Source organism: Allobosea sp. 05T438 (genome assembly GCF_056396025.1).
The window spans coordinates 450,478-473,338 of record NZ_JBFTKQ010000001.1 but is presented as its reverse complement, the minus strand read 5'-3'; the positions used below and the strand labels follow the sequence as shown (position 1 = coordinate 473,338).

At 67.9% G+C, this 22,861-nt stretch carries 23 protein-coding genes; 16 read left to right on the top strand and 7 right to left on the bottom strand.

Annotation, left to right across the window (positions count from 1 at the left end):
• The first annotated feature begins 94 nt into the window (after positions 1 to 94).
• Together AC1DIN_RS02305 and AC1DIN_RS02300 are read left to right on the top strand one after the other, a co-directional pair.
• On the top strand, positions 95 to 952 hold the full coding sequence (locus AC1DIN_RS02305; RefSeq protein ID WP_476808527.1) for a LysR substrate-binding domain-containing protein: 858 nt from the start codon (positions 95 to 97) through the stop codon (positions 950 to 952).
• Between the two features lie 130 nt (positions 953 to 1,082).
• The gene (locus tag AC1DIN_RS02300; protein ID WP_476808526.1) at positions 1,083 to 2,483 is read left to right on the top strand and encodes an amidohydrolase family protein; all 1,401 of its coding nucleotides are present in this window, start codon (positions 1,083 to 1,085) and stop codon (positions 2,481 to 2,483) included.
• A gap of 100 nt (positions 2,484 to 2,583) precedes the next feature.
• Here the strand turns inward: AC1DIN_RS02300 and AC1DIN_RS02295 are convergent, their stop codons facing one another.
• Entirely contained in the window at positions 2,584 to 3,330 is a 747-nt protein-coding gene (locus AC1DIN_RS02295) for a superoxide dismutase (RefSeq protein ID WP_476808525.1), read from the bottom strand.
• A 271-nt stretch (positions 3,331 to 3,601) separates the two neighbouring features.
• On the opposite strand from AC1DIN_RS02295, the gene AC1DIN_RS02290 reads away from it, so the two are divergent.
• The 12 genes from AC1DIN_RS02290 (at position 3,602) to AC1DIN_RS02235 (ending at position 14,788) form a co-directional block, all read left to right on the top strand.
• On the top strand, positions 3,602 to 5,104 hold the full coding sequence (locus tag AC1DIN_RS02290) for a methyl-accepting chemotaxis protein (RefSeq protein WP_476808524.1): 1,503 nt from the start codon (positions 3,602 to 3,604) through the stop codon (positions 5,102 to 5,104).
• A 53-nt stretch (positions 5,105 to 5,157) separates the two neighbouring features.
• Entirely contained in the window at positions 5,158 to 5,625 is a 468-nt protein-coding gene (locus AC1DIN_RS02285; RefSeq protein WP_441469743.1) for a response regulator, read from the top strand.
• Positions 5,626 to 5,724: 99 nt separating this feature from the next.
• Positions 5,725 to 6,030: an STAS domain-containing protein gene (locus tag AC1DIN_RS02280; RefSeq protein WP_441469742.1), complete on the top strand. Its 306-nt coding sequence runs from the start codon at positions 5,725 to 5,727 to the stop codon at positions 6,028 to 6,030.
• A 5-nt stretch (positions 6,031 to 6,035) separates the two neighbouring features.
• Positions 6,036 to 6,395, top strand: coding sequence for a response regulator (locus AC1DIN_RS02275; RefSeq protein WP_265054221.1), 360 nt, complete (start codon positions 6,036 to 6,038; stop codon positions 6,393 to 6,395).
• A 10-nt stretch (positions 6,396 to 6,405) separates the two neighbouring features.
• Positions 6,406 to 8,748 (top strand): chemotaxis protein CheA, encoded by a 2,343-nt coding sequence (locus AC1DIN_RS02270; protein ID WP_476808523.1) that lies wholly within the window; start codon positions 6,406 to 6,408, stop codon positions 8,746 to 8,748.
• Entirely contained in the window at positions 8,745 to 9,257 is a 513-nt protein-coding gene (locus AC1DIN_RS02265) for a chemotaxis protein CheW (protein WP_149133215.1), read from the top strand. The genes AC1DIN_RS02270 and AC1DIN_RS02265 overlap by 4 nt, the downstream gene beginning before the upstream one ends.
• 185 nt (positions 9,258 to 9,442) lie before the next feature.
• Entirely contained in the window at positions 9,443 to 11,140 is a 1,698-nt protein-coding gene (locus AC1DIN_RS02260; RefSeq protein WP_476808522.1) for a methyl-accepting chemotaxis protein, read from the top strand.
• A gap of 3 nt (positions 11,141 to 11,143) precedes the next feature.
• Positions 11,144 to 12,025, top strand: coding sequence for a CheR family methyltransferase (locus AC1DIN_RS02255; RefSeq protein ID WP_476808521.1), 882 nt, complete (start codon positions 11,144 to 11,146; stop codon positions 12,023 to 12,025).
• Positions 12,022 to 12,615 (top strand): chemoreceptor glutamine deamidase CheD, encoded by a 594-nt coding sequence (locus tag AC1DIN_RS02250; RefSeq protein WP_441469738.1) that lies wholly within the window; start codon positions 12,022 to 12,024, stop codon positions 12,613 to 12,615. Before AC1DIN_RS02255 ends, AC1DIN_RS02250 begins: the two co-directional genes overlap by 4 nt.
• Complete coding sequence (cheB, locus tag AC1DIN_RS02245) at positions 12,615 to 13,712, top strand: chemotaxis-specific protein-glutamate methyltransferase CheB (RefSeq protein WP_476808520.1); 1,098 nt, start codon at positions 12,615 to 12,617, stop codon at positions 13,710 to 13,712. Before AC1DIN_RS02250 ends, cheB begins: the two co-directional genes overlap by 1 nt.
• An 11-nt stretch (positions 13,713 to 13,723) precedes the next feature.
• Complete coding sequence (locus AC1DIN_RS02240) at positions 13,724 to 14,110, top strand: response regulator (protein WP_089174559.1); 387 nt, start codon at positions 13,724 to 13,726, stop codon at positions 14,108 to 14,110.
• Positions 14,111 to 14,218: 108 nt separating this feature from the next.
• Positions 14,219 to 14,788, top strand: coding sequence for a glutathione peroxidase (locus AC1DIN_RS02235; RefSeq protein WP_476808519.1), 570 nt, complete (start codon positions 14,219 to 14,221; stop codon positions 14,786 to 14,788).
• A gap of 148 nt (positions 14,789 to 14,936) precedes the next feature.
• Here AC1DIN_RS02235 and mog read toward each other — a convergent pair whose 3' ends face one another.
• From mog to fliK, 4 genes are all read right to left on the bottom strand, one after another.
• A complete protein-coding gene (mog, locus tag AC1DIN_RS02230) occupies positions 14,937 to 15,470 on the bottom strand; it encodes a molybdopterin adenylyltransferase (RefSeq protein WP_476808518.1) in 534 nt (177 codons plus the stop codon).
• A gap of 93 nt (positions 15,471 to 15,563) precedes the next feature.
• The gene (locus AC1DIN_RS02225; protein ID WP_476808517.1) at positions 15,564 to 16,724 is read right to left on the bottom strand and encodes a GNAT family N-acetyltransferase; all 1,161 of its coding nucleotides are present in this window, start codon (positions 16,722 to 16,724) and stop codon (positions 15,564 to 15,566) included.
• Positions 16,721 to 17,014: an EscU/YscU/HrcU family type III secretion system export apparatus switch protein gene (locus tag AC1DIN_RS02220; protein WP_476808516.1), complete on the bottom strand. Its 294-nt coding sequence runs from the start codon at positions 17,012 to 17,014 to the stop codon at positions 16,721 to 16,723. The genes AC1DIN_RS02225 and AC1DIN_RS02220 overlap by 4 nt, the downstream gene beginning before the upstream one ends.
• Complete coding sequence (gene fliK, locus AC1DIN_RS02215) at positions 17,011 to 18,606, bottom strand: flagellar hook-length control protein FliK (protein ID WP_476808515.1); 1,596 nt, start codon at positions 18,604 to 18,606, stop codon at positions 17,011 to 17,013. Before fliK ends, AC1DIN_RS02220 begins: the two co-directional genes overlap by 4 nt.
• A 156-nt stretch (positions 18,607 to 18,762) precedes the next feature.
• On the opposite strand from fliK, the gene AC1DIN_RS02210 reads away from it, so the two are divergent.
• Together AC1DIN_RS02210 and AC1DIN_RS02205 are read left to right on the top strand one after the other, a co-directional pair.
• The gene (locus tag AC1DIN_RS02210; RefSeq protein WP_476808514.1) at positions 18,763 to 19,773 is read left to right on the top strand and encodes an aldo/keto reductase; all 1,011 of its coding nucleotides are present in this window, start codon (positions 18,763 to 18,765) and stop codon (positions 19,771 to 19,773) included.
• Positions 19,774 to 19,888: 115 nt separating this feature from the next.
• A complete protein-coding gene (locus tag AC1DIN_RS02205; RefSeq protein WP_476808513.1) occupies positions 19,889 to 21,703 on the top strand; it encodes a monovalent cation:proton antiporter-2 (CPA2) family protein in 1,815 nt (604 codons plus the stop codon).
• 112 nt (positions 21,704 to 21,815) lie between these two features.
• Here the strand turns inward: AC1DIN_RS02205 and AC1DIN_RS02200 are convergent, their stop codons facing one another.
• A complete protein-coding gene (locus AC1DIN_RS02200; RefSeq protein ID WP_476808512.1) occupies positions 21,816 to 22,133 on the bottom strand; it encodes a hypothetical protein in 318 nt (105 codons plus the stop codon).
• Positions 22,134 to 22,227: 94 nt separating this feature from the next.
• Positions 22,228 to 22,845, bottom strand: coding sequence for a TetR/AcrR family transcriptional regulator (locus AC1DIN_RS02195; RefSeq protein WP_476808511.1), 618 nt, complete (start codon positions 22,843 to 22,845; stop codon positions 22,228 to 22,230).
• Positions 22,846 to 22,861 lie beyond the last annotated feature (16 nt).

Genomic DNA, 22,861 nt, shown 5'->3' with positions numbered 1-22,861 from the left:
GCTTCGCCAACCCTGCAATCTGCCTGCCGCCTGGGCGGCGCTCGCCCCTCAAGGTCCTGGACAAGCGGCCCATGACGTGCCTCGCGGTGGGCGAATGAATCGCTATCCGATGTTCAACCCACAGCTGCTGCTCAGCTTCGTCGCGGTATGCGAAACGCTGAGCTTCACCCGCGCTGCCGATCGCGTGTCCCTTTCGCAATCGACCGTCAGCCAGCAGGTCCGGCGGTTGGAGGAGCTGCTCGGCAAGTCGCTGCTGGAGCGATCCTCGCATCAGGTCGAATTGACCGAGGAGGGCGGGAGGCTCCTGAGCTATGCCCGGCGCATCATTGCCCTCAACGAGGAGGCGCATGATGCGCTGACCGGCTTCTGGCGCGACGGCGTATTGCGGCTCGGCATGCCCGAGGACTTCACGGTGCCGACGGTCGATCTGCTGGCGGCGTTCAGCCGCGAGCAGCCGCATTTGCGGCTCGACGTCACCAGCGGCCTCAGCGCCGATCTGCGCAGCGCCTATGATCGCGAAGAGCTGGATCTGATCCTGGTCAAGCAGCGCCGCCGCCAGCCGCCCCGGGCCGCCCGGCCGGAGCCATTGCTGTGGCTCGACAGCAGGGCCCATCCGGCGATCGAGCGCTCGCCGGTGTCACTGGCCGTGTTTCCGCTCAACGGGCTCTACCGCGAGGAGCTTTGCGAGGCGCTCGACGGCCTCGGCATTCGCTGGCGCGTCAGCTACAGCAGCGCGAGCCTCGCGGCACTTGCCGCCGCATCGGCGGCCGGGCTGGGCGTGACCCTGCTGCCTGCGAGCTGCCGCTTGCCCGGCCACCGGACGCTGGGAGCAGCCGAGGGATTGCCGGAGATCACGGACTTCGAGCTTGCGCTCTACTACCGCGACAATGCCCCCGCCGCGGCCATCGTGTTGGCCGAGCGATTGGCCGATTTCTGCAAGCTGGAATGGTGACCGAGCGCGGGCTGGCGCGCAGCATTGCCGTTTCGAATAGCCAGGATTGGCAAATATCGCTGCCAAGCGGAGCTGCCCGCGCGTACATCCAGAGGAGGAAACGCAACCCCCGAGGCAATGGAAAACCGCCATGGAAACCGGGCACCATCACAGCCGACGCGCCTTTCTCAGCCAGACCGGAAAAGTCACCGCCGCCTATGCGGTCGCCGGGCTGGCGAGCGGCGCCGCCCAGGCCGCTCCGGCTGCGCCCCCTCCGGCGCGTCCGATGTCCGAGGCGGGTGTCAGCAGGCTGACGGACCAGCATTACTGCCTCACCGACGTGCGGCTGGAGGACGGCTTCGAGCGCGACGGCGAGATCGTCGTGGGCACCCGCACGGCGCTGTACACGCTGGAGATCAAGGCCGGGAAGATCGCGGCGCTGCATCCGGCCGGTGCGACCCTGCCGGCCGGCGTGCCCTGCTATCGCGCCCATGGCCAGCTCGCCCTGCCGGCGATGCGCGACATGCACATCCATCTGGACAAGACCTTCTATAGCGGCCCGTGGCAGGCGCCGCGGCCGCGCCAGGGCAAGACGATCCTCGACATGATCGCGCTGGAAGAGAAGCTGTTGCCGCAGCTCCTGCCGACCTCGCAGCAGCGCGCCGAGGCGCTGATCACCCTGCTGCAATCGAAGGGCACGACGGTGGCGCGCAGCCATTGCAACATCGATCCGGTGAGCGGCCTCAAGAGCCTCGAACACCTGCAGCGCGCGCTGGAAAATCATCGCGACGACTTCGTCTGTGAGATCGTCGCCTTCCCGCAGCACGGCCTGCTGCATTCGAAGGTCGACGGCCTGATGCGGGAGGCGATGAAGATGGGCGCCGCCTATGTCGGCGGGCTCGATCCGACCAATGTCGACGGAGCGATGGAGAAGTCGCTGGACGCCATGTTCCAGATCGCGCTCGACTCGGGCAAGGGCGTCGACATCCACCTGCATGAGACCAACCCGGCCGGCGTCGCTGCGATCAACTACATGATCGACACGGTCGAGAAGAATCCGGCCTTGCGCGGCAAGGTGACGATCAGCCACGCCTTCGCCCTCACCACGCTGCCCGCAGGCGCGTTGGCGGAAACCATCGGGCGCATGGCGGCGCAGCAGATGACCATCGCCTCGACCGTGCCGCTGGGAAGCCTGACGATGCCGCTGCCGCAGCTGAGCGAGAAGGGCGTGTTCGTGATGACCGGCACCGACAGCGTGATCGATCACTGGTCGCCCTTCGGCAAAGGCGACATGCTGGAGAAGGCGAACCTCTACGCGCAGCTCTACAGGGGCAGCGACGAGTTCCGTCTGTCGCGTGCCATGGCGATCGCCACGGGCGGCGTGCTGCCGCTAGACGACAGCGGCAAGCGGGCCTGGCCTAAGKCCGGCGACGAGGCTGCCTTCACGCTGGTCCCCGCCAGTTGCTCGGCCGAGGCCGTCGCCCGCCTGCCGGAGCGCAGCGCCACCTTCCATCGGGGCCGCATGGTCTACGGCAGCGTCGGGGTTGCCTGACCTCCGAGCACGCCGTTCGTTGTGATTTCCGCATGCGCGCGGCCGTCGGCGGCGCGCATGCGCTCAATGTCCGGCTTGAACCGGGCCTGTCAGCCGCCCGTCAGATCGCGAGCTTGCCGGCCTTGGCTGCGGCATAGCGCTCGTTGACCTTCGCCCAGTTCACGACGTTCCACCAGCTCTTGAGATAGTCGGCACGGCGGTTCTGATACTTCAGGTAATAGGCGTGCTCCCAGACGTCATTGCCGAGCAGGACCATCTGCTTCTCCATGATCGGGCTGTCCTGGTTGGGCTTCGCCAGCAAGGCGAGCTTGCCGTCCTTGTCGACGGTGACGAAGACCCAGCCCGAGCCGAAGACGCGCAGGCCGGCAGCCTCGAAATCGGCCTTGAACTTGTCGAAACCGCCGAGGTCCTTGGTGATCGCCGCGGCGACGTCGCCGGTCGGCGCGCCGCCGGCCCCCGGACCCATCACCTCCCAGAACATGGTGTGGTTGGCGTGGCCGCCGCCATTGTTGCGCACGAGGGTGCGCACGCTCTCCGGCAGCTGGTTGAGGTCGGCCAGCAATTCGCCGACCGAGGCCTTGGCGATGACGCCATTGTCCTTGGCGGCGTTGTTAAGCGCCGCGACATAGGCCGCATGGTGGCGGTTGTAGTGGATATCCATCGTCGTCGTGTCGATATGCGGTTCGAGCGCGTTGGGCTCATAAGCGCGCTTCGGCAGCGAGAAGGGGCCGGTGGGCGCTGCCGGCGCTGTGGCCTGTGCCCAAACCCTGGGCGCCGCGGCGGCTGCGAGAGCACCGACGCCGAGCCCGAGAACGGCACGGCGGGAGAAGACCGAAAACTCTGTCATGACGTCCTCCGATGTGAAGCTTTGTGCAGGCAGCGCTGCCGGTTGCCATCATTGAGCATTGCTTTGTCTACGTCGAAAGGTCGAGCGGGTTCCCGCGGCTGAGGCGTCTCCCGGATCGAGGAAGGGCCGCTGGCGCGCCAGCCGGCGGCAGCGATGAAGGCTCACCCCCAAGTTCCGGCGCCCTTAACGCCCGGAATGCCTTCTTAACCAGCGATTTACCGCGTTTCACTACGGTCTGGAAGGAAATCCGTCGGTTCGGGGAACGCCTCGCATGCACGCACTGGCTCTCAAGGCCGATCTGGCGACCCTGGACGAGTCGTTCAACGACGCGGCGGCGTCCGTCAATACAGCCGTCCGCCCGGTAGCAACCACGCAGACGGGCGCCGAGCGCGCGGTGCGCGAGATCGCCGATCGCTTCGGCAAGCTCAGTGCCGAGATCACCGATGTGGCCGGCCGAATTGGCGATGTGACCCAGCAATTCGAGACTCAGACCACGGGGCTTCGGCGTGTCGTCGGGGCGGTCGAGCAGGTCTCGCGCGCCAACCATGCGATCCGGCAGTCGGCCGAGGGGGCGCAAGCTGCGGCCTCGGTGGTGCGCAGCGGGCTCGAACGTGTCGCCGGCTCGGTCAAGCTCGGCCTCAATGCCGCCCAGACGGATATCGAGACGCTCTCGGAGGAGGCGCAGTCGATGTCGCAGGCGCTGGCGCAGGCCGTCAGCGACGCGCACAAGGCGCGTGCCTCCAGCGATGCGATCCAGTCGATCACCCGCGAGATCCAGCTGCTCTCGATCAATGCCGGCGTCGAGGCGGCGCGCAGCGGCGAGGCCGGTAAGGGCTTCGCCGTCATCGCCGCCGCAGTGAAGGCGCTGGCCGAGCAGACGCGGGAAGCGACAGCGGCGAGCGCGACGCAGCTCGACCTTCTGGTCAAGGCGGTCGACGCTCTCTCCCGCCGCAGCCAGAACAATGCGCAGACGGCACAGCGTGCCCGCGAGGGCAGCCGGATGATTTCGCAGCAGGTCGGCGAGTTCGACAGCTTCGGCCGCTCGGTGGTCGAGCTGATCGGCGAGATTGAGGCGGTGTCGCGGCCGACGCGGGAGAATGCCGAGGCCTGTGCCAAGGCCGGGCAGGACCTTGCCGGGCTCGTTGCCGGGGTCGATGCGTCGACCCACACCCTGGAGCAGGCCGTCGAGCGCACCGACGCGCTGGTTACGATCAGCGAGGGCATTCTCGGCTCGATCGCCGCCTCCGGCGTGCGGACTGCGCAATCCGAACTGATCGCGACGGTGATGGAGACGGCAGCCACGATCGGAGAGCTGTTCGAGGCGGCATTGGCGCGGGGCGATGTGACGCTCGCCGATCTGTTCGACGAAGCCTATCGGCCGGTGCCGGGCTCCGATCCGGTCCAGCACATGACCCGTTTCGTTGGCCTGACCGACCGGCTGCTGCCGCCGCTGCAGGAGCAACTGCTGGGCTCGAACGGGCGGATCGTGTTCTGCGCCGCCGTCGACCGCAACGGCTTCCTGCCGACGCATAACCGCAAATACGCGCAACCGCAGGGCAGGGATGCGGCGTGGAACAATGCCAATTGCCGCAACCGGCGCATCTTCGACGACCGGACCGGGCTCGCCGCCGCGCGCAACCGCAAGCCCTTCCTGTTGCAGAGCTACAGGCGCGACATGGGCGGCGGGCAGTTCCTGGTGATGGAGGACCTGTCGGCGCCGATCCTGGTGAAGGGGCGGCACTGGGGCGGCTTCCGCATCGGGCTGAAGGTGTAGCGGTCAGTCGGGCCGTCTGTAGAGTCGAGTGAGCGAGTACCCGAGCGAGCGCCATGCATATCGCGCCATCCTTCCCGAACCTGTCGGTGCTGCTCATCGACCCGAGCCCGCACTATCGGCGGATCATCCGCACGATGCTGTACCAGACGCAGCTCAACCGCATCTTCGAGGCGCCGGACCTGTCCTCGGCCGCGACGACCTTCATTCAGAAGCAGCCGAACATCGTCATTCTGGACTGGGATCTGCCGGATGGCGGCAGCGTGAAATGCCTGGCCGCGATCCGCTCCTTCAAGACCTCGCCCTTCGCCAAGGCGCCGGTGCTGGTGATGATGGAGCGGCCCGACCGGCGCTCGATCGTCCAGGCGGCGAAGCTCGGCGCACATGAGATCATCACCAAGCCAATCTCGCCCAACAACCTCTGGCTGCATATGTCGGGCATCATCAACATGCCGCGGAAATACCGGGAGGCGAACGGCAAGATCACGCTCGTGCCCCGGGCCATCAGCAACAATATGTTCTGAGCCGGGCCGCCCGGCCGCGCAATCGTCGCGAAAGCGTCACGAGTCTTGACGGGCGTCGCGTCATTTAGCGAAGTTTTTACCAGTTTGTTGTGATGCTCCGTGGGCAATCCTGGGTCGCCCTTCATGGTCATCACCGTCTCGCTTCCGCCCTTCCTCGGTCGTTCCGAGGCTGCGACGTTCCGCAACCAGTTGCTCGTAGCGCTGGAACAGAAGGAAAGCGTCGCCGTCGAATGCGCGGAAGCCGGGCCGCTGCCGAGCCTGTGGATCCAGCTCCTTCATTCCGCAGCTGCCAGCGCCAAGGCGCGGGGGCTTTCGGTCACGCTCAAGGCGGCCTCCTCGGAATGCCGCGAATCCTTGCGGGCGATCGGCTTCGATGCCGCTCACAGCGCTCTCGTTCTGGAGTGACAGGCATGAAAATCCTGGCCATCGACGATACCAAGACCCTGCTCAGCCTGCTCAGCCTGACTCTGCGCAACGCCGGTCACGAAGTGGCGGAGGCCGAGAACGGCGAGGACGGCCTGAACAAGTTCGACCAGTTCAAGCCCGATCTCGTGATCACCGACCTCAACATGCCGATCATGGACGGCATCGAGTTCACCCGCGCCTGCCGCTCGCGGCCCGCCGGGCAGAACACGCCGATCATCGTGCTGACCACGGAGAACGGAGCCGAGATCAAGGCGGAAGGCCGCCGCGCCGGCGCCAGCGCCTGGATGGTCAAGCCTTTCGAACCCAACACGCTGCTCGGCCTCGTCGCGCGCTACCAGAACTGAAGGTCGGCCGATGGATCCGTTGGCAGAACTCAAGCAGACCTTCTTCCAGGAATGCGAAGAACTCCTCGGCGCGCTGGAGCAGAAGCTCCAGGCTCTCGACGAGGGCTCCGTCGATCCTGAGGACGTCAATGCCGCCTTCCGCGCCATTCACTCGATCAAGGGCGGCGCGGGCGCCTTCGGCTGCACGGAGCTGGTCGGCTTCGCGCATGTCTTCGAGGCCTCTCTCGATCATCTGAGGTCCGGCCGCGTCGCCATCGAGGATGCGCCGTTCACGCTGTTCCTGCGCTGTGCGGATGCCGTCGCCGATCTGGTCTCCGCCGCCCGCAACTCCGAGCCCGGGACCGAGCGCCCGGATCTGCTGGCCGCGCTGGAGCAGGTCGGCAAGGAGCCGGCAGCTCCGGCCCCAGCGTCCATTGCCGCTCCCGCCACTGTCGCCGTGCCTGCTGCCACTGCCGGGGACAACGATGCCCCTCTCGGCATCGCCGCGCTCGGCAACCTCCTCGCCATGGTCGAGGCTAAGACCGTTGCCGCAACGGCGCCTGCCGATGACGGCTGGGACGACGAGCCGGTCGCAATCCCTGCACCGGCGGCCGCCGCCGAGAAGCCGGGACGGAACCTGCGCTTGCGCATCACGCCGGAGAACGACCTGTTCCGCCGTGTGATCGAGCCGCGCGTCGTACTCGGCTCGCTGCCCGCGGACGATGTCGTCGCGATCCGCTGCGATCTCGGCCAGGTTCCCTCGCTCGAAACCCTCGACGTCACCGATTGCTGGATGCGCTTCGAGGTCGATTTGCGTACCGAATTGTCGGTCGAGGAATTGCACGGGCGCTTCGATTTCAGCCTGGCGAACGAAGAATTCGAGATCGAAATGCTCGAAGGCGCCTTCGCGGCCGAAGCGGCTCCCGCTGAGCCGGCTGCCGATGCCTCCGAGGTTCCGAGTTCGGTCGCTGCCGATCTCTCGGCGATCCTGGCCAAGCTCGGCCCGGCGACCGATGCCACGAGCCAGCCCGAGGTTGCTCCCGCGCAGGCAATACTGCCGGTCGCCGCCCCTGCCGTCGCTGCATCGGCCGTCGTTGCACCGGTTGCCGAAGCGCCGGCAGCCGCCCGCACGGCCCCGCGTGCCCCGGCTGCGGATACCTCGGCGCGCCAGCGCCAGGCGGTCAGCGTGCGCGTCGATCTCGACCGCATCGACAAGCTGATGAATCTCGTCGGCGAGATCGTCATCACCCAGTCGATGCTGGTCGAATGCGTCCGCTCGCTGCCTTACGACGTCCATGCCAAGACCGCCGAGGGCATGCTGACGCTCTCGCGCCAGACGCGCGAATTGCAGGACCATGTCATGGCGGTGCGCGCGCAACCGGTGAAGGCCGTGTTCCAGCGCATGCCGCGCCTGGTGCGCGAACTCGCCCAGACGCTGGGCAAGGAAGTGCGCCTGGTGCTCGAAGGCGAGAACACCGAGGTCGACAAGACGATCATCGAGGAACTCGCCGATCCGCTCACCCATATGATCCGCAATTCGATGGATCACGGACTGGAGACGCCGGACGAACGCGTCGCCGCGGGCAAGCCGCGCGAGGGTACGATCAAGTTGATCGCCGAGCATCGCGCCGGCCGCATCGTCATCTCCGTCACCGATGACGGGCGCGGCATCGGCCGCGACCGGCTGCTCGCCAAGGCCCGCTCGCGCGGCCTCGTCGGCGCCGACGAGCGGCTGCAGCCGGAGGAGATCGACCAGTTGATCTTCGCCGCGGGCCTGTCGACGGCGGAAGCGGTCAGCGACATTTCCGGCCGCGGCGTCGGCATGGACGTCGTGCGCCGCAACGTCGAGTCTCTCGGCGGGCGCATCAGCGTCGATTCCGAGCCGGGCCGCGGCTGCAAGTTCACGCTGGCGCTGCCGCTGACGCTCGCCGTGCTCGAAGGCATGGTGATCCGCTGCGGCGACGATCGCTACGTCATCCCGATCGCCTCCGTCATCGAGACGCAGCATCTCGCCTCGACGCCGATCGAGCGGCTGCCCTTCGGCCAGGAGGTGCTGCGCTGGCGCGGCGAGGTGACGCCGCTCTATCGCCTCGGCGAGGTCATGGGTTCGACCGGCACGACCAACGAGAACATCGTGATCATCGCCGAGAACGAGCGCGGCAACAATGTCGGCATTGCGGTCGACGAGATCGTCGGCCAGCAACAGGTGGTCGTGAAAAGCCTCGAGGCGAATTACGGCACCGTCAACGGCGCCTCGGCGGCGACGATCCTCGGCGACGGCCTCGTCGCCCTGATCCTGGATATCGACTCCATGCTGCGGCTCGCCGCGTCCGGCGGCCGGACTCCCGTGTCAGATCTCAAGATGGCTGGATGACCATGACCCTCCAACTCGGCGAAAAGCACTTCTCGTCTGCGCAGCCGGAAGCGGCGGCGCGGCGGATCGTCACCTTCAAGGTCGGCGACCGCACCTTCGGCATCGATGTCGGCATGGTCCGCGAGATCAAGGGCTGGCAGGCGACGACCCCGCTGCCGCACGCGGCTCCGCATGTGCGCGGCGTGCTCAACCTGCGCGGCGTGATCCTCGCGGTCTACGACCTGCGTACCGCGATCGGCATGGGCGTCACCGACGCCTCCGCCACGCATGTCATCGTCGTCGTCGATGTCGAGGACAAGACGGCGGGCCTGCTGGTCGACTCGGTCTCGGACATCGTCGACGTGCCGGTTTCGGCCGTGCGTCCGGCGCCGGATCTGGAGCGCGACGAGCACGGCCTGATCGAGGGCCTTGTCCTGCTCGACAGCGACATCGTGGCGCTGCTCGATCTGGCGGCGGTCATCCGCGACGGCGGCGGCGAAGCGCAGCTCAAGACCAGCCGCGCCGCCTGAACAGCTTTCAAAACACAGCCCGAGCGTAGCGTCCAAGCGGGCCAGAACAAGAAACGACAGGACCTATGGGCAGCGCGCTCGGCCCCTTTTCGCGACTCTCGGTCAGCCAGCCGCTGACCGCGGTCGGCTCCGCGGCACTTGCCGGGGGGATTGCCTATTATGCGGCTGGGGCCGGAGCTCCCATCATGGGTGCTCTCGCCGTCTCGGCCGTGGCGTTGCTCGGCGGGTTCGCTGCCTGGGGCGCGAGCCGATCCGTGGCCAGCCTGTCGCGGGTCGCGCCGCGTCTGGTGGATGACGTGGATCTGGCTCTGCCGGAGGTCGGTGGAAGCCACGAAGCCGGCGAGCTGTCACGTGCGCTAGCCAGCTTGCAGGATCGGGCGCAGGAAGCTGTCCGGCTGCGCTCCGCGCTCGACCATGGCCGCGCCAACGTCATGATCTGCGATCCGGACGGACGGGTCATTTATGCCAGCAAGGGCCTGTTGCGCTTCTTCGCCGAGGCGCAGGAGGATTTTCGCGCGGCGTTTCCTGGCTGTTCGGCCAAGGACATGCTCGGGCGCGTGATGGAGCGCGTGCGGGCCGAGCCTCGGCTCGCGACCGGCCCCTCGGTTCGCCTGACGCTCGGCCGCCGCATCGTCTGCCTGACGTTGACGGCCATCGAGACGGCCGATGGGCGCAGCCTCGGGACGGCGGTGGATTGGCACGAACTGACCGAAGAACTGGCGGTCGCCAGGGAGGTCACGCAGGTGATCGAGGCCGCCGTCGAAGGCGATTTCTCGCGGCGGATCGCCCCGCAGGGCAAATCCGAAACGGTGGCCCGGATCGCCGAGGGCATGAACCGGATCAACGGGCAGCTCGACGAGGTCTTCGCCGATATCGACGCGGTGGTCGAGGCCCTGTCGGAAGGCGATTTGACCCGCCGCATGGCCGGCGGCCGCTCCGGCCGTCTGGGGCGGCTCCAGCACGAGCTCAACCAGGCGCTCGGCCTGCTCGACGAGCGGATCGAAATGATCCGCGCGACGGCGGGCTCCGTCTGCCATGTCGCCATCGACGTGAACAGCGTCGCGACCGACCTTGCGGCGCGGACCGAGAAGGTCGCCGCCGAACTGGGCGAGACATCGGGAGCGGCGGTCGAGATCGCGGCCTCGGTCGGACGCAGCCATGAGCGTTCGCGCGAGGCCAGCGAGCTCGCCGGCACGACGATGGGCGTGGCGCAGGAAGGCCGGAACGTGGTCGCCAAGGCGGTCGGCGCGATCGAGCGGATCGAAAGCTCTTCGCTGCGCATTGGCGAGATTGTCGGAGTGATCGACGAGATCGCCTTCCAGACCAATCTGCTGGCGCTCAACGCGGCGGTCGAGGCGGCCCGCGCCGGCGATGCCGGCAAGGGATTCGCCGTGGTCGCTTCGGAGGTGCGGTCGCTGGCGCAGCGCTCGGCCCAGGCCGCGAAGGACATCAAAGGGCTGATCGCGACCTCGAACGGGCAGGTCGCCGAAGGCGTCGGCCTCGTGCGCGAGACCGGGGAGACGCTCGGCCGCATCGTCGCCGCGGTGGGCAAGGTTTCCGAGACGGTCGCCGAGATTTCCGCCGTGAGCGCCGAGCAGGCGCGCGGCATGGGAGGAGTGAGTCGCAGCGTGGCGCAGGTGGACAAGGGTATCCGGCAGAATGCCGAACTGGCTGGGCGCGGCGTCGAGGCAGCCGGCGAGCTCGCCGACCAGGTCGCCACGCTGAGCGAGATCGTCGACACGTTCCGCCCCGCCAGCGTGGCGGTGCGCAGCGAGCCTCCGCGCGCACGGCGCTGGGCGCCTGCTCCGATCCCGGTCGAGCAGCGCACGCCGTTGCAAATGCAGCCTCGCCGGCTTGTCGCCGGCGCACGGACGGGAGGCTGAGCCATGTCCAGGCCGATATCGCTCCCGAGCATGGTGCCGTCGCTCCAGCCCGCAATGGCCGACATCACCCTGACGCGCGACGACATGAAGTTCATCGCGGCGCTGGTCTATGAGCAGGCCGGCATCGTCATCCGCGAGCACAAGGAAGCGATGACGCGCGGGCGGCTGGCGCGGCGCGTCAAGGCGCTCGGCATGGGCTCGGTCGCCGAATACTGCGCCTTCCTGAAGACGCCGCAGGCGGCGGGGGAACTGCCCGAGCTGATCAACGCGGTGACGACGAACCACACCGCCTTCTTCCGCGAGCGCCATCATTTCGATCACCTGCGCAAGGAGGTGATGCCGCGGCTCCTGCAGGAGCGGGCCGGCCGGCGCGGCCGCATCCGCATCTGGTCCTCGGCCTGCTCGTCGGGCGAGGAACCCTATTCGATTGCGGCCTCCTGCCGCGAGGTGATGGGGGCGCGCGGCGACCTCGACTTCAAGATCCTGGCGACCGACATCGACACCGACATCCTGGCACGCGCCGAGGCCGGCATCTATCCGGCGGAGCAGTTCGAGCGGCTGCCCGCGGATGTGAAGCCACTGCTCAAGCTGGAGAGCGGCGGGGGGCGAGGCGAAGCCCGGATCAGCGAGGACCTGCGCCGGCTGATTGCCTTCAAGCGCCTGAACCTCATCGAGAAATGGCCGATGAGTGGGCCTTTCGACGTGATCTTCTGCCGCAACGTTTTCATCTATTTCGACACGCAGACCAAGGCCTCGATCCTCGATCGCTTCGTGGCGCTCTTGTCGCCCGGAGGCTTTCTCTATCTCGGCCATTCGGAATCGCTGCCGCAGCCGCACCCAAATCTGCGCCTGATCGGCCGGACTATCTATGAGAGGACAGCATGAGCGTCTCCCGGTCCTCTCGCCGCTATTTCGATCCGCGCTTCGAAGCGACGATCATCACCGTTGCGCCCGGCGAGCACGAGATCACCTCGGCCAAGGACGAGATCGTCGCGACGGTGCTCGGCTCCTGCGTCTCGGTCTGCATGCGCGATCCGCAGATCGGCGTCGGCGGGCTCAACCATTTCCTGCTGCCGAAGAACAACGGCAACGCCGATCCCAGCGCCGGCGAGCGCTACGGCGACACGGCGATGGAAGTCCTGATCAACGACCTGCTCAAGCGCGGCGCCCGGCGCCAGAATTTCGAGGCCAAGGTTTTCGGCGGGGCGCGGGTGCTTTCGGGCGCGACGATGCTGGCGATCGGCGACGGCAACATCGCCTTCGTCAATGAGTTCCTGAGGGTCGAGGGCATTCCCGTCGTCTCTCGGGATGTCGGCGGCACGCGCTCGCGACGCATCCACTACCAGCCCTCGACGGGCCGGGCCTGGGTTCAGCATGTCCAGCCCACGGCACGCGACAGCGGCCACGAGCAGGAAATCGCCTATCTCAACCGGCTCAAGAGCCAGCCCGTGGCTGGTGAAGTGGAGGTTTGGTGATGAACATGCCGACGTCCTCCGCATCACCTGTCAAGGTTCTCGTCGTCGACGATTCCATCCTGATGCAGAAGCTGATGACCAAGATCATCGATTCTGCGCCGGGCTTCCAGGTGATCGGCGTCGCCGGCAGCGCCGAGGAGGGCTGGGATGCCATCCAGGAGCTCCGGCCCGACGTGTTGACGCTCGATCTCGAATTGCCCGGTCGGCACGGCCTCAAGCTCTTGGCGCGGGTGCTGAAGCAGGACCCGCTGCCCGTTCTGATCGTCTCGGCCTTCGGCGGCCCGGGCGCCGACAACACGATCCAGGCGCTCGAGCTCGGCGCCATCGACTTTATCGAGAAGCCGGACGGCACCACCCACACGCTCGAAGGCTTCATGAAGCATCTGGTCGCGGCGCTGCAGCGCGCCGCGGCGAGCCGCAAGATGATCGCCGCCGCCCGCCAGATGGCGCAGATCGCCGCGCCGGCGCGCCCGGCGCCGCCGAAGGAGCCGGCGCGCGCCGGCAAGACCTCGCTGATCGCGATCGGCGCTTCAACCGGCGGCGTGCCGGCCGTCCAGACGGTCATGCGTGATCTCGCCCATCTGCGCATGCCGGTCGTCGTGGTGCAGCACATGCCGCCGGGCTACACGGCAAAGTTCGCGACGCGGCTCGCGACGGCGACGGGCCTCGATGTCCGCGAGGCGGCGGATGGCGACCGTTTGCGACCGGGAATGGCCGTGGTGGCGCCGGGGGGCTTGCGCCATCTCGAAATCGAGGAGCGGCGCGGCGAGCTTGTCTGCGTCCTGAAGGAGGGCCCGCTCGTCAGCGGCCATTCGCCCTCGGTCGACGTCATGTTCCATTCGGTGGCGCGCAGCCTGGGCGCTCATGCGGTCGGCATCCTGCTCACGGGCATGGGCCGTGACGGCGCTGACGGTTTGTTAGCTATGCGCAAAGCAGGGGCCGAGACGTTAATCCAAAGTGGTGAGACCTGCGTGGTAAACGGGATGCCGAAAGCGGCCTTCGAGATAGGAGCCGCCGACAGGGTCGTTCCGCTCAGCCAGATCGGCGCGGCGGTCGCGCAGCTGATCGGCGAGCGCCCGAATCTGCGGAGCGCGTAAGGAGCAAAGTTATGTCAAAGGCCAGAAGCGAGTTCCGCATCCTGGTGGTCGACGACCAGAAGAGCATGCGCGGTCTGGCGACCTATTTCCTGAAGCAGATCGAGTTTCAGGACATCGACGAGGCGGAGAACGCCCGCGAGGCGCTGATGAAGATGCAGCAGAAGCGCTACGATCTGCTGCTGCTCGACTGGAACATGGAAGGCATGAGCGGCATCGACCTGCTGCGCGCCATCCGCTCCGTGCCGGAGCTGAACCAGATCAAGATCATCATGGCGACCTCCGAGCGCTCGGTCGACAAGATGGACGAGGCGACCAGCAACGGCGCCGACCATTATGTCGTGAAGCCCTACGAGCTGCGCGACCTCGAAGTGCGGGTGAAGAAGGTCCTCGCCTGCTGAGGCACCCGGTCTCGCCATCGTGAAGCAAAGCCCTGCGCCGACCGGCTGCGGGGCTTTTTGCTTTGGGGCATGATGCCGCCTGTTCGACGGTCAAACCGGAGAGAAGCCATGCTGCTGTCACGCCGCCAGATCGTGGCTGGGATCGCCGGAGCCGTCGCCACGGGTATCGGGGCACGTGCAACTGTGGCGCAGGCTCTGACCGGCGCCCATGCCTTCGGCTTCGACCGGCCGGGCGGCGGACGGCTTGCCCTGTCCGACTACCGCGACCGGCCGGTCCTCGTCGTCAACACGGCGACGCGTTGCGGCTATGCCGGGCAGATGGCGACGCTGGAACAGCTCTGGCAGCGCTACCAGGCGCGCGGGATGATGCTCGTCGCCGTGCCGAGCAATGATTTCGGCGGGCAGGAGCCGCTCGAAGGCGCTGCCATCGCCGAGGCGGCGCGGGAGAGCTATGGCGCGACCTATGCCTTCGTCGAAAAGACCGTCGTGCGCGGGCCCGAGGCGCACCCCTTCTATCGCTGGGCGGCAGCGCAGCGACCGGCCGAGGCGCCGCGCTGGAACTTCCACAAATATCTGATCGGCCGCGACGGCACGCTGATAGGCGGCTTCCCTGCGGCAACCGATCCGCTCTCCCCGCAGCTCGTCCAGGCGATCGGGCGGGAATTGGCGGCGGGATAGGCTTTCAGCCCAGCCCTCATCCTGAGGAGCAGCCGGAGGCTGCGTCTCGAAGGATGATCAAGATGTCGCAAGAGCCTCCTGAAGCATCCTTCGAGACGCAAGCTGCGCTTACTGCTCAGGATGAGGGTTAGCAAGTGTATGGGTGCTTTTACTTCTTCGGCCGGAAAGCCGCGATCAAAGCCGGATCGGTCTCGATATAGGGCCCTTCGATCAGGTCGATGCAGTAGGGGATCGCCGGCATCACCGCGTCGAGGCATTCGGCGATGGCGCGTGGACGGCCCGGCAGGTTGACGATCAGGGTCTTGCCGCGGATCCCGGCCGTCTGTCGCGAGAGGATCGCGGTCGGCACCTTGGCGAGGCTGACCTGCCGCATCAGTTCGCCGAAACCCGGCATCGGCTTCTCGATCACGTCCTCGGTCGCTTCCGGCGTGACGTCGCGCGGGGCAGGGCCGGTGCCGCCGGTGGTGACGACAATGCAGCAGCCCTCACGGTCGGCGAGCGCGATCAGGGTCTCGGCGATGAGCCCGCGGTCGTCGGGGATGACGCGCTCGATGGCTTCCCAGGGAGAGGTCAGCACCTTCGCCATGTAGTCACGGATCGCCGGCCCTCCTTCGTCGGCATAGACGCCGGCCGAGGCGCGGTCCGAAACAGTGACGATTCCAATGCGGGCGATGGCGGACATCTGGCGTCTCCTGCGTAGCGCTCCGGCTCTATCGGCGAGCCCGAAGGGTGGTCAAGCGCGGGAGCCGTGCGGGCTCTCCCCTCGGCCTGCTTCTCAAGACCGCTTGGAAGGGGATGCTTGCCCCGATCGGGCTCGGGCTGCCTCCCGCAGGCGCCGCAGCCACATCCGGCCGAGGGCCGCGAACTGCGCCGCGCCGGGCCGGCCGGGGCCGATGCGGATGATGGCGTTGGCCATCTCGCGGCGCTCGCCCCACGCATAGGTGCCGGCATCGACGCCTTCACCGGCGCCGCTGTCGAAAAAGGCGGGCGGCGTGCCGGCAAGATCGGCCTGCAGCATCGCGATCGTCAGGGTGCGGCCAGGGGAATGGCGCGCCTGCGCTTCGTCATAGGCGATCTTGAGGAAGTGGCGGCGGTCGCCGCTTTCGACGAGCAGGCCCATGGCAAGGACCTGGCCGTCGAGCAGCAGGGTATCCATCTGCAGGGCGTCGGCGCCGGCGAAGAGCTCGGCCATCCGGCGGATATAGGCGGCGTCCGCCGGCAGGCAGGCGATCGCCGTCCCGGCCGCGCCCTTCCAGCCCGAGGCTTCGAGCGTGAGGAAGGTGTCGAGCGCGTCGAGCGCCGCGCGGCCGCGGCTGCGGCGGAAGGTCAGCGCGCCATGCTTCGCCACCGCCCGGAACTGCTGCATCCGCTTCTTGTAGCTGGAGCCGAGGGAGCGCCGCAGATAGCGCTCCATATCGTCGCCGGGCTGGGGGATCATCACCGGCCGGCTCCAGCGCTCGTAGATCGAGATCCGGCTGCCCGTCTGGCGGGAAGCTTCCGAAAGGGCGGCGTAGCAGGGGCCGTCGAGCGGCAGCAGTGGCAGCAGAAGCACATGCGGCAGGTCGCGTGAGGCAAGGAGATAGCGCATCAACGCCCGGGCAGACTCCGCCGCGTGGTCGTGGTCGAGCACCGGCAGCGAGGAGACTTCGTAGAGTGGCACGAGCGGCGAGGCGAGGGCGCCGGCGAAGCCGCTGCGCCAGCCCTGTTCGCGCCGGAATGCCCAGACACCAACCAGCCGCTCGAAATCGAGCGCTTCGCTGAACCAGGCGCAGAGCACGATGATCTCGTCCTCGGGGACGAGCAGGGTTGCCGCGCGGACGGCAGCCGGCGCCATATGCGGATTGGGCTCGAGCGCGTGATGGGCGAGCTCCGCGAAAGCCGGGCCCAGTTCCGCATAAGCGGCTGGGCCGATGCGCCTGACGACGATACTGGTCAAAGTCGATGGCCGTCGCGGTTCAGCCGGTGCAGTTCGCCGCGCAGCGCCAGCACGAAGGCGATCACCTGCGCCGTTGCCCGATAAAGCTCCTCCGGAATCTCGTCGTCGAGTTCGACGGCCGAGAGCGCCTGGGCGAGGATGGCGTTCTGTTCGATCGCGACATCATGCTCGCGCGCTGTGGCGACGATACGTTCCGCCAGTTCGCCACGGCCCTTGGCGGTGACGCGCGGCGCGCCATGCCCGTCATATTCGAGCGCGACGGCGATTCGGGGCGGCTGCGGCGCACTCATGACAGGCGGTCCAGGAACTGGCCGGCTGTCTGCTGCATCACGCGGGGCTGGCCGGTGTGGATATCGACGGCGCCACTGGCGAAATCGGCATGGAGCAAGGCGCTTTCCAGGCCGGGTGCCGCGCCGCGCAGGAGCCGGCTGGTTTCCTCGCGCTCTGCCCAGAGCGTCACGCCGACATCGCGCGCCTGCAGGGTCACGACGCCTTGCAACGGTCCCATCGGCTCGACATCGAGGGCGAAGCGGATGCGCCAGAGCGGCGGAGTTACACCCTGGACATCCCTCCGCGGGGCTTCGCGCTCGACTTGCAGCGGCAGGATCGCGGTGCCGTGCTGGAAGGCGATCGGGATCTCGGCAAGCCAGCGCTGCGCCGGCTGGCTGATGTCCTGCCGCGCCTGATCGAGAGGCAGCGAGGCGTATTGGGTGAGCTTGATGCGGTCGAGCGCCGCGTCGGTCTGATCGAGCAGCGTCTCAGCAATGGCGAGCGGCTTCTCGCCCGGCGAAAGCGTCGGCTCGACGGCGGCCTGGGGCAGCAGCGGGCCATCCCGCCGAGGCGGGGCGGTGCGGTTGGCGTTGTCCGCTGCGGTGCCCGGCAGGCTGTCGGATGGCCGGTCGGGCGCGAGCGCAGCGGCGGCGCGGTCCAGCTGGCTCGCCTTCGGCCCCGGCGACAGGCTGTCGATGATCGGCTGCAGCGTCTCGCGCAGCGCCTGGAGGCTGGTCTTGAGATCGCCCTGCCTCGGGGCGGGCGCCCCGGCAGCCTGGCGAGCCTCCGTGAATAGACCTGAACCCTGGAACGCTTCCTTCAGGCGCAGCGCCGTGACCGGCTGACGTTCAGCAGGTATCGCTTGAGCCAGAACGCGATCGATGGCCGCCAGCAGGGGCTTCGGCAAGGTCAGTGCGATCGAGCCCTGCGCCAGGCCGCGCAGATTGGCGAAGAGCGGGGCGAGGCTGTCCTGGGTTTGCAGCACGGAGCCGAGCAATGGCCCGGCAAGCATGCGCGCCGCTGCGGGGTTTGGAATGACGGGGCCAGCCGGGGGCGCCCCGGGCTGCGCGGCCACGCCGGCAGGGATGGCAGGAGAAGAGGTGGCAAGTGGGCTGCCCGCAGATGGTGCGGGCGCATTGGCAGGAGCGGCCGTCGGAGCAGATTGCGGCGCCTGGCTGGTGGCTGGCGGCAAAGGCGTTGGAACCGGAGCCGGTGCTGGCGCGGTGGATGCCGGGTTGCCGGCCGGCCGCGACATGTCCGGGCGCGGGCTCGGAAACGCGACGGCCGGTTGCGCGGCTGCCGGGCTCGGGGGCGAGGCTGGGGGCGGACGCACCTCGACCAGAGTGGCGCGCAGATCGCCGCCGGGTTGCTCGGGAGGGTCGAGGCGCAGCAGCAGGGTGGCTCCAGGCTGTAGCTCCGCCTGCTTCGCCTGAGGGCCGGCCAGCACGAGGGCGACCTTGCTGTCGCCGATCATGGCCGTTGCCGTGCCGTCCGTCTCCAGAGAGAGCAACCTGGCCTGCACCGTCCGGCCAGCCGTCAGCTCGCCCGCCGCTTCGAGCGCCTGCAGCAGGGTGGCAAAGGTCTGGCTCTTGACGAGCTGGGTGAGGTTCATCTGGCTGCCATGTGACGACGGCCCATCCTGTCACGAAAGATTAAGCGTTTCCTTGCTGTTGGCCGTGCCGCGCAGGGCGCGCCTGCGCCGTCGGCTCTGGCGTCGCCCGCAGCGCTGCGGCAGGCTCGGCGCTCCCCCATCCGAAGGTTGACTGCCATGGATTATCGCCGTCTCGGCCGCTCCGGCCTCAAGGTCTCGCCGTTGTGCCTGGGTACGATGATGTTCGGCGGCCCGACGGATGAGGCGACCTCGCGCCGGATCGTCGACAGCGCCCGCGAGACGGGCATCAACTTCATCGACACGGCCGATGTCTACAACGAGGGGCGCTCGGAGGAGGTCACCGGCCGCGCCATCGCCGCCAATCGCCACGACTGGGTGCTGGCGACCAAGGTGGCGAATGCGATGGGGCCGGGCCCGATGAGCGGCGGCCTGTCGCGTCGCTGGATGATGCGCGCCTGCGAGGATAGCCTGCGCCGGCTCGGCACGGAGACGATCGACATCTACTATCTCCACAAGGAGGATCATCAGACGCCGCTGGAGGAGACGGTGCATGCGATTGCCGATCTCGTCCGCCAGGGCAAGATCCGGCATTTCGGCGTCTCGAACTATCGGGCCTGGCGGCTGGCCGAGATCTGCCGGCTCTGCGACGAGCTCGGCATCGACCGGCCCGTCGTCAGCCAGCCTTATTACAACGCGATGAATCGCATGCCCGAGGTCGAGCATCTGCCGGCCTGCGGCTATTTCGGGCTCGGCGTCGCCTCCTATTCGCCACTGGCGCGCGGCGTGCTGACGGCGAAGTACGCGCCCGGCGAGGCTCCGGCCGAGGGCACGCGCGCCGGGCGCGGCGACCGGCGGATCATGCAGGCGGAATGGCGCGAGGAGAGCCTCGTCATCGCCCAGACGTTCAAGGAGCATGCCGCCAGGAAGGGGCTGACCCCGATCCAGTTTGCCGTGCGCTGGGTGCTGAACAACGCCTTCGTCACGGCGGCGATCGCTGGGCCGCGCACCTTCGAGCAATGGCAGGCCTATCTTGCGGCGCTCGACGCCGGTTTCGACAAGGAGGACGAGGCGCTGGTCGACAGCCTCGTGCCGCCGGGCCACCCCTCGACGCCTGGCTATTCCGATCCGGCCTATCCGCTCGAAGGGCGGATCAGCCGGGCGGGTTAGTACTGTCCGGGCAGATCGAACACCTGCTTTGTTGAACGCTTGGCTTGTTGAACATTGGGCGCGCCCGCTAGTTTGAACGGCGGGCCCCAGGGAGCCCGCCGCGAAGGAAGGGCGAATGGCGGCCGAGGCAGGACTGACGAGCGACCTCGTCAAGGTCGTGGCGCTGCTCGGCGCCGGCGTCGTGGCGGTGCCGGTCTTCCGCAAGCTCGGGCTCGGTTCCGTGCTCGGCTATTTCGGCGCGGGTATCGTGATCGGCCCCTTCGGCCTCGGCCTGTTTTCCAATCCCGAAGGCATCCTGCACATCGCCGAATTCGGCGTGGTGATGTTCCTGTTCGTGATCGGGCTCGAGATGCAGCCCTCCCGGCTCTGGGGCCTGAGGAGCAGCATCTTCGGGCTCGGCATCGCGCAGGTTCTCGCCTGCGGCTTCCTGCTGACGCTGTTCGGCATGGCCGGCGGCCTCGGTGCCAAGGTCGCCTTCATTGCGGGGATGGGCTTCGTGCTGTCATCGACGGCCGTGGTCATGCAGATGCTCAACGAGCGTGGCGAGACCTCGACGCCGCAGGGGCAGAAGGCGGTCTCGATCCTGCTGCTCGAAGACCTCGCCATCGTGCCGCTGCTCGCCATCGTCGCGTTCCTGTCGCCGCAGCGGGGCGGCCACGAACAGGCCTGGGTCTCCTTCGCCATTGCCGCGGGCGCGCTCGGCGGGCTGATCGCAGCCGGGCGCTGGCTGCTCAACCCGATGTTCCGCGTGCTGGCGGCCGCCGAGGCGCGGGAGGTCATGACCGCCGCAGCGCTGCTCGTGGTGCTCGGCGCGGCGCTCGCCATGCAACTCGGTGGCCTGTCGATGGCGATGGGCGCGTTTCTGGCCGGCGTGCTCCTGTCCGAATCCACCTTCCGCCATCAGCTCGAAGCAGACATCGAGCCGTTCCGCGGCATCCTGCTCGGGCTCTTCTTTCTCGCCGTCGGCATGTCGCTCGATCTCGGTGTCGTGGCGCGCGAATGGCGCCTGGTCCTGGCCGCCGTCATCGGCTTCACGGCGGTCAAGGCGCTCGGCATCTTCATCGTTGCCAAGCTCTTTGGGTCGGACTGGCGCGAGGCGATCACGCGCGTCGCGCTGTTCTCGCAAGGTGGCGAGTTCGCCTTCGTGCTCTATGCCGCCGCCGCTGCCGCCGGCATCTTCGATTCGCGCATGACCGCCATCGCCAGCGGCACCGTGATCATCTCGATGGCGTTGACGCCGCTGCTCGCGCTGGCGCTCGACCGCTTCATGCCTGCGCCGCCGACCGATCTCGATGGCATTGAGGTCGCTGACGGGCTGAAGGGGCAGGCGCTGATCGTCGGTTTCGGCCGCTTCGGCCAGGTTGCGAGCCAGGCACTGCTCGCCCGCGGCATCAGCGTCTCGATCATCGATTTCGATGTCGAGATGATCCGGGCTGCGTCGCAGTTCGGCTTCAAGCTCTATTATGGCGACGGAACGCGGAGCGACATCCTCCACGCCGCCGGCGCCGAGCGGGCCGAGGTGATCGTGGTCTGCGTCGACCGGCGGCAGACCGCGGATGCGATCGTGCGGCTGGCGCAGGCCGAATTCCCACATGCCAAGCTGTTCGTGCGTGCCTATGACCGAGGTCATGCGCTCGACCTCGTCCATGCCGGCGTCGAGTATCAGATCCGGGAGACCTTCGAATCGGCGATGGTCTTCGGCACGGCACTGTTGAAATGCCTCGGCGTTCCCGAGGATGAGGCCGACGCGATCGAGGCGGATGTGCGCCGCCGCGACGACGAGCGCTTCGACCTTCAGCTGGCGGGTGATCTCTACTCCGGGCGCGAACTCCTCAGGAACAACGCGCCGACCCCGACGCCGCTGACGAAGCCGAAGCGACCCGGCCAGATCCCGGCGAATTTGCCCGACGACATCGGCGGGGAGAGCTGAGAGACTGTTTGAAAATTCACTGAACCCTCATCCTTAGGAGCCCTTCCGGCAGGAATGGCTCCTAAGGATGAGGGCTGGAGTTCCCAAACGGCCTCTGAGTGCGGGCGTCAGCTCAGTTCAGGATGCAGAAGCCGCCGACCACCACCTCGGTCCGGCACCAGGTCTTCTGGTCGCCTTCGTTGGCGGTCAGGCGCAGCGGAACGGGTTCCTCGCGCGGTGTGCCGGAGGGCGGGAAGGGCACCCGCTCGGGTTTGCCAGCTTCTGCAGCCTGAGTGCGATTGGCGGCGGCTGCGCCGGGGACGATGACGATGCTGCGGCTGGTCTTGGCGGTGGCGCCGCTGCGGCCACCACGGAATCTGGCTGCCTCCGCCTGCACCGGCAGGAAGGTGGCGGCAGCGAGCAGGCAGGCGAGGGCAGCAATGCGGCGCATGGAGCGATCTCCCGATTGCAGGCAGGATGCCGCGATCTGCCGCAACGGCAAGGAAAGCCTCGGATCAGCATCAGCGAGGCGTTAACGCGAATGGTCAGGCTGCCGCATGTTCCCGGGTCAGGCTGTCCCATGCCGCCATGGCGCCGCGCACGATCGCTTCGAGCATCGTGCGCGAGGCGCCGTCCCGGGCCTGGATCGACATGCCCTGCTGAACCGTGACGTAGTAGCTCGCGATCGGGCGCGGATCGAGGGAGGCGGGCAGTTCGCCTGCCGCGATCGCCCGGTTCAGCCGCTCTTCGATCATGGTGACGCTGCCGGCCCGCATCTCGCGCAGGATTCGGCTGGTTTCCTCGCCGACGCCGACCGCATTGACGGCCGAGAGCACGACCATGCAGCCGGGCGGGCGGCCGGGCCGGGTGAAGGTCGCGGCGCTCGCCATGAGATAGCCCTCGACCGCCGCGCGCGCGGTCGGTGCGTTCTGCAGGGGGGCGACGATGTCGTCGCTCTCTGTCGCGGCGAAATGGGCAATGGCCTCTCGATAGAGTTCCTCCTTGCTGCCGAAGGCGGCGTAGAGGCTGGGCGAATTGATGCCCATGGCGTCGGTGAGGTCGCTCATCGACGCCGCCTGGTAGCCGCGCTCCCAGAACACGTCCGTGGCGCGTTCCAGCGCTGCTTGCCGGTCGAAACTGCGTGGGCGGCCTCGTTCGGCCATGCCGCTCCCCCCTCCG

Bases quoted from the DNA above. Each gene is read 5' to 3' on its own strand.
- AC1DIN_RS02305 (WP_476808527.1), top strand. From the start codon at position 95: ATGAATCGCTATCCGATGTTCAACCCACAGCTGCTGCTCAGCTTCGTC.
- AC1DIN_RS02295 (WP_476808525.1), bottom strand. From the start codon at position 3,330: ATGACAGAGTTTTCGGTCTTCTCCCGCCGTGCCGTTCTCGGGCTCGGC.
- AC1DIN_RS02290 (WP_476808524.1), top strand. From the start codon at position 3,602: ATGCACGCACTGGCTCTCAAGGCCGATCTGGCGACCCTGGACGAGTCG.
- AC1DIN_RS02285 (WP_441469743.1), top strand. From the start codon at position 5,158: ATGCATATCGCGCCATCCTTCCCGAACCTGTCGGTGCTGCTCATCGAC.
- AC1DIN_RS02275 (WP_265054221.1), top strand. From the start codon at position 6,036: ATGAAAATCCTGGCCATCGACGATACCAAGACCCTGCTCAGCCTGCTC.
- AC1DIN_RS02270 (WP_476808523.1), top strand. From the start codon at position 6,406: ATGGATCCGTTGGCAGAACTCAAGCAGACCTTCTTCCAGGAATGCGAA.
- AC1DIN_RS02265 (WP_149133215.1), top strand. From the start codon at position 8,745: ATGACCATGACCCTCCAACTCGGCGAAAAGCACTTCTCGTCTGCGCAG.
- AC1DIN_RS02260 (WP_476808522.1), top strand. From the start codon at position 9,443: ATGGGTGCTCTCGCCGTCTCGGCCGTGGCGTTGCTCGGCGGGTTCGCT.
- AC1DIN_RS02255 (WP_476808521.1), top strand. From the start codon at position 11,144: ATGTCCAGGCCGATATCGCTCCCGAGCATGGTGCCGTCGCTCCAGCCC.
- AC1DIN_RS02250 (WP_441469738.1), top strand. From the start codon at position 12,022: ATGAGCGTCTCCCGGTCCTCTCGCCGCTATTTCGATCCGCGCTTCGAA.
- cheB (WP_476808520.1), top strand. From the start codon at position 12,615: ATGAACATGCCGACGTCCTCCGCATCACCTGTCAAGGTTCTCGTCGTC.
- AC1DIN_RS02240 (WP_089174559.1), top strand. From the start codon at position 13,724: ATGTCAAAGGCCAGAAGCGAGTTCCGCATCCTGGTGGTCGACGACCAG.
- AC1DIN_RS02235 (WP_476808519.1), top strand. From the start codon at position 14,219: ATGCTGCTGTCACGCCGCCAGATCGTGGCTGGGATCGCCGGAGCCGTC.
- mog (WP_476808518.1), bottom strand. From the start codon at position 15,470: ATGTCCGCCATCGCCCGCATTGGAATCGTCACTGTTTCGGACCGCGCC.
- AC1DIN_RS02220 (WP_476808516.1), bottom strand. From the start codon at position 17,014: ATGAGTGCGCCGCAGCCGCCCCGAATCGCCGTCGCGCTCGAATATGAC.
- fliK (WP_476808515.1), bottom strand. From the start codon at position 18,606: ATGAACCTCACCCAGCTCGTCAAGAGCCAGACCTTTGCCACCCTGCTG.
- AC1DIN_RS02210 (WP_476808514.1), top strand. From the start codon at position 18,763: ATGGATTATCGCCGTCTCGGCCGCTCCGGCCTCAAGGTCTCGCCGTTG.
- AC1DIN_RS02205 (WP_476808513.1), top strand. From the start codon at position 19,889: ATGGCGGCCGAGGCAGGACTGACGAGCGACCTCGTCAAGGTCGTGGCG.
- AC1DIN_RS02200 (WP_476808512.1), bottom strand. From the start codon at position 22,133: ATGCGCCGCATTGCTGCCCTCGCCTGCCTGCTCGCTGCCGCCACCTTC.
- AC1DIN_RS02195 (WP_476808511.1), bottom strand. From the start codon at position 22,845: ATGGCCGAACGAGGCCGCCCACGCAGTTTCGACCGGCAAGCAGCGCTG.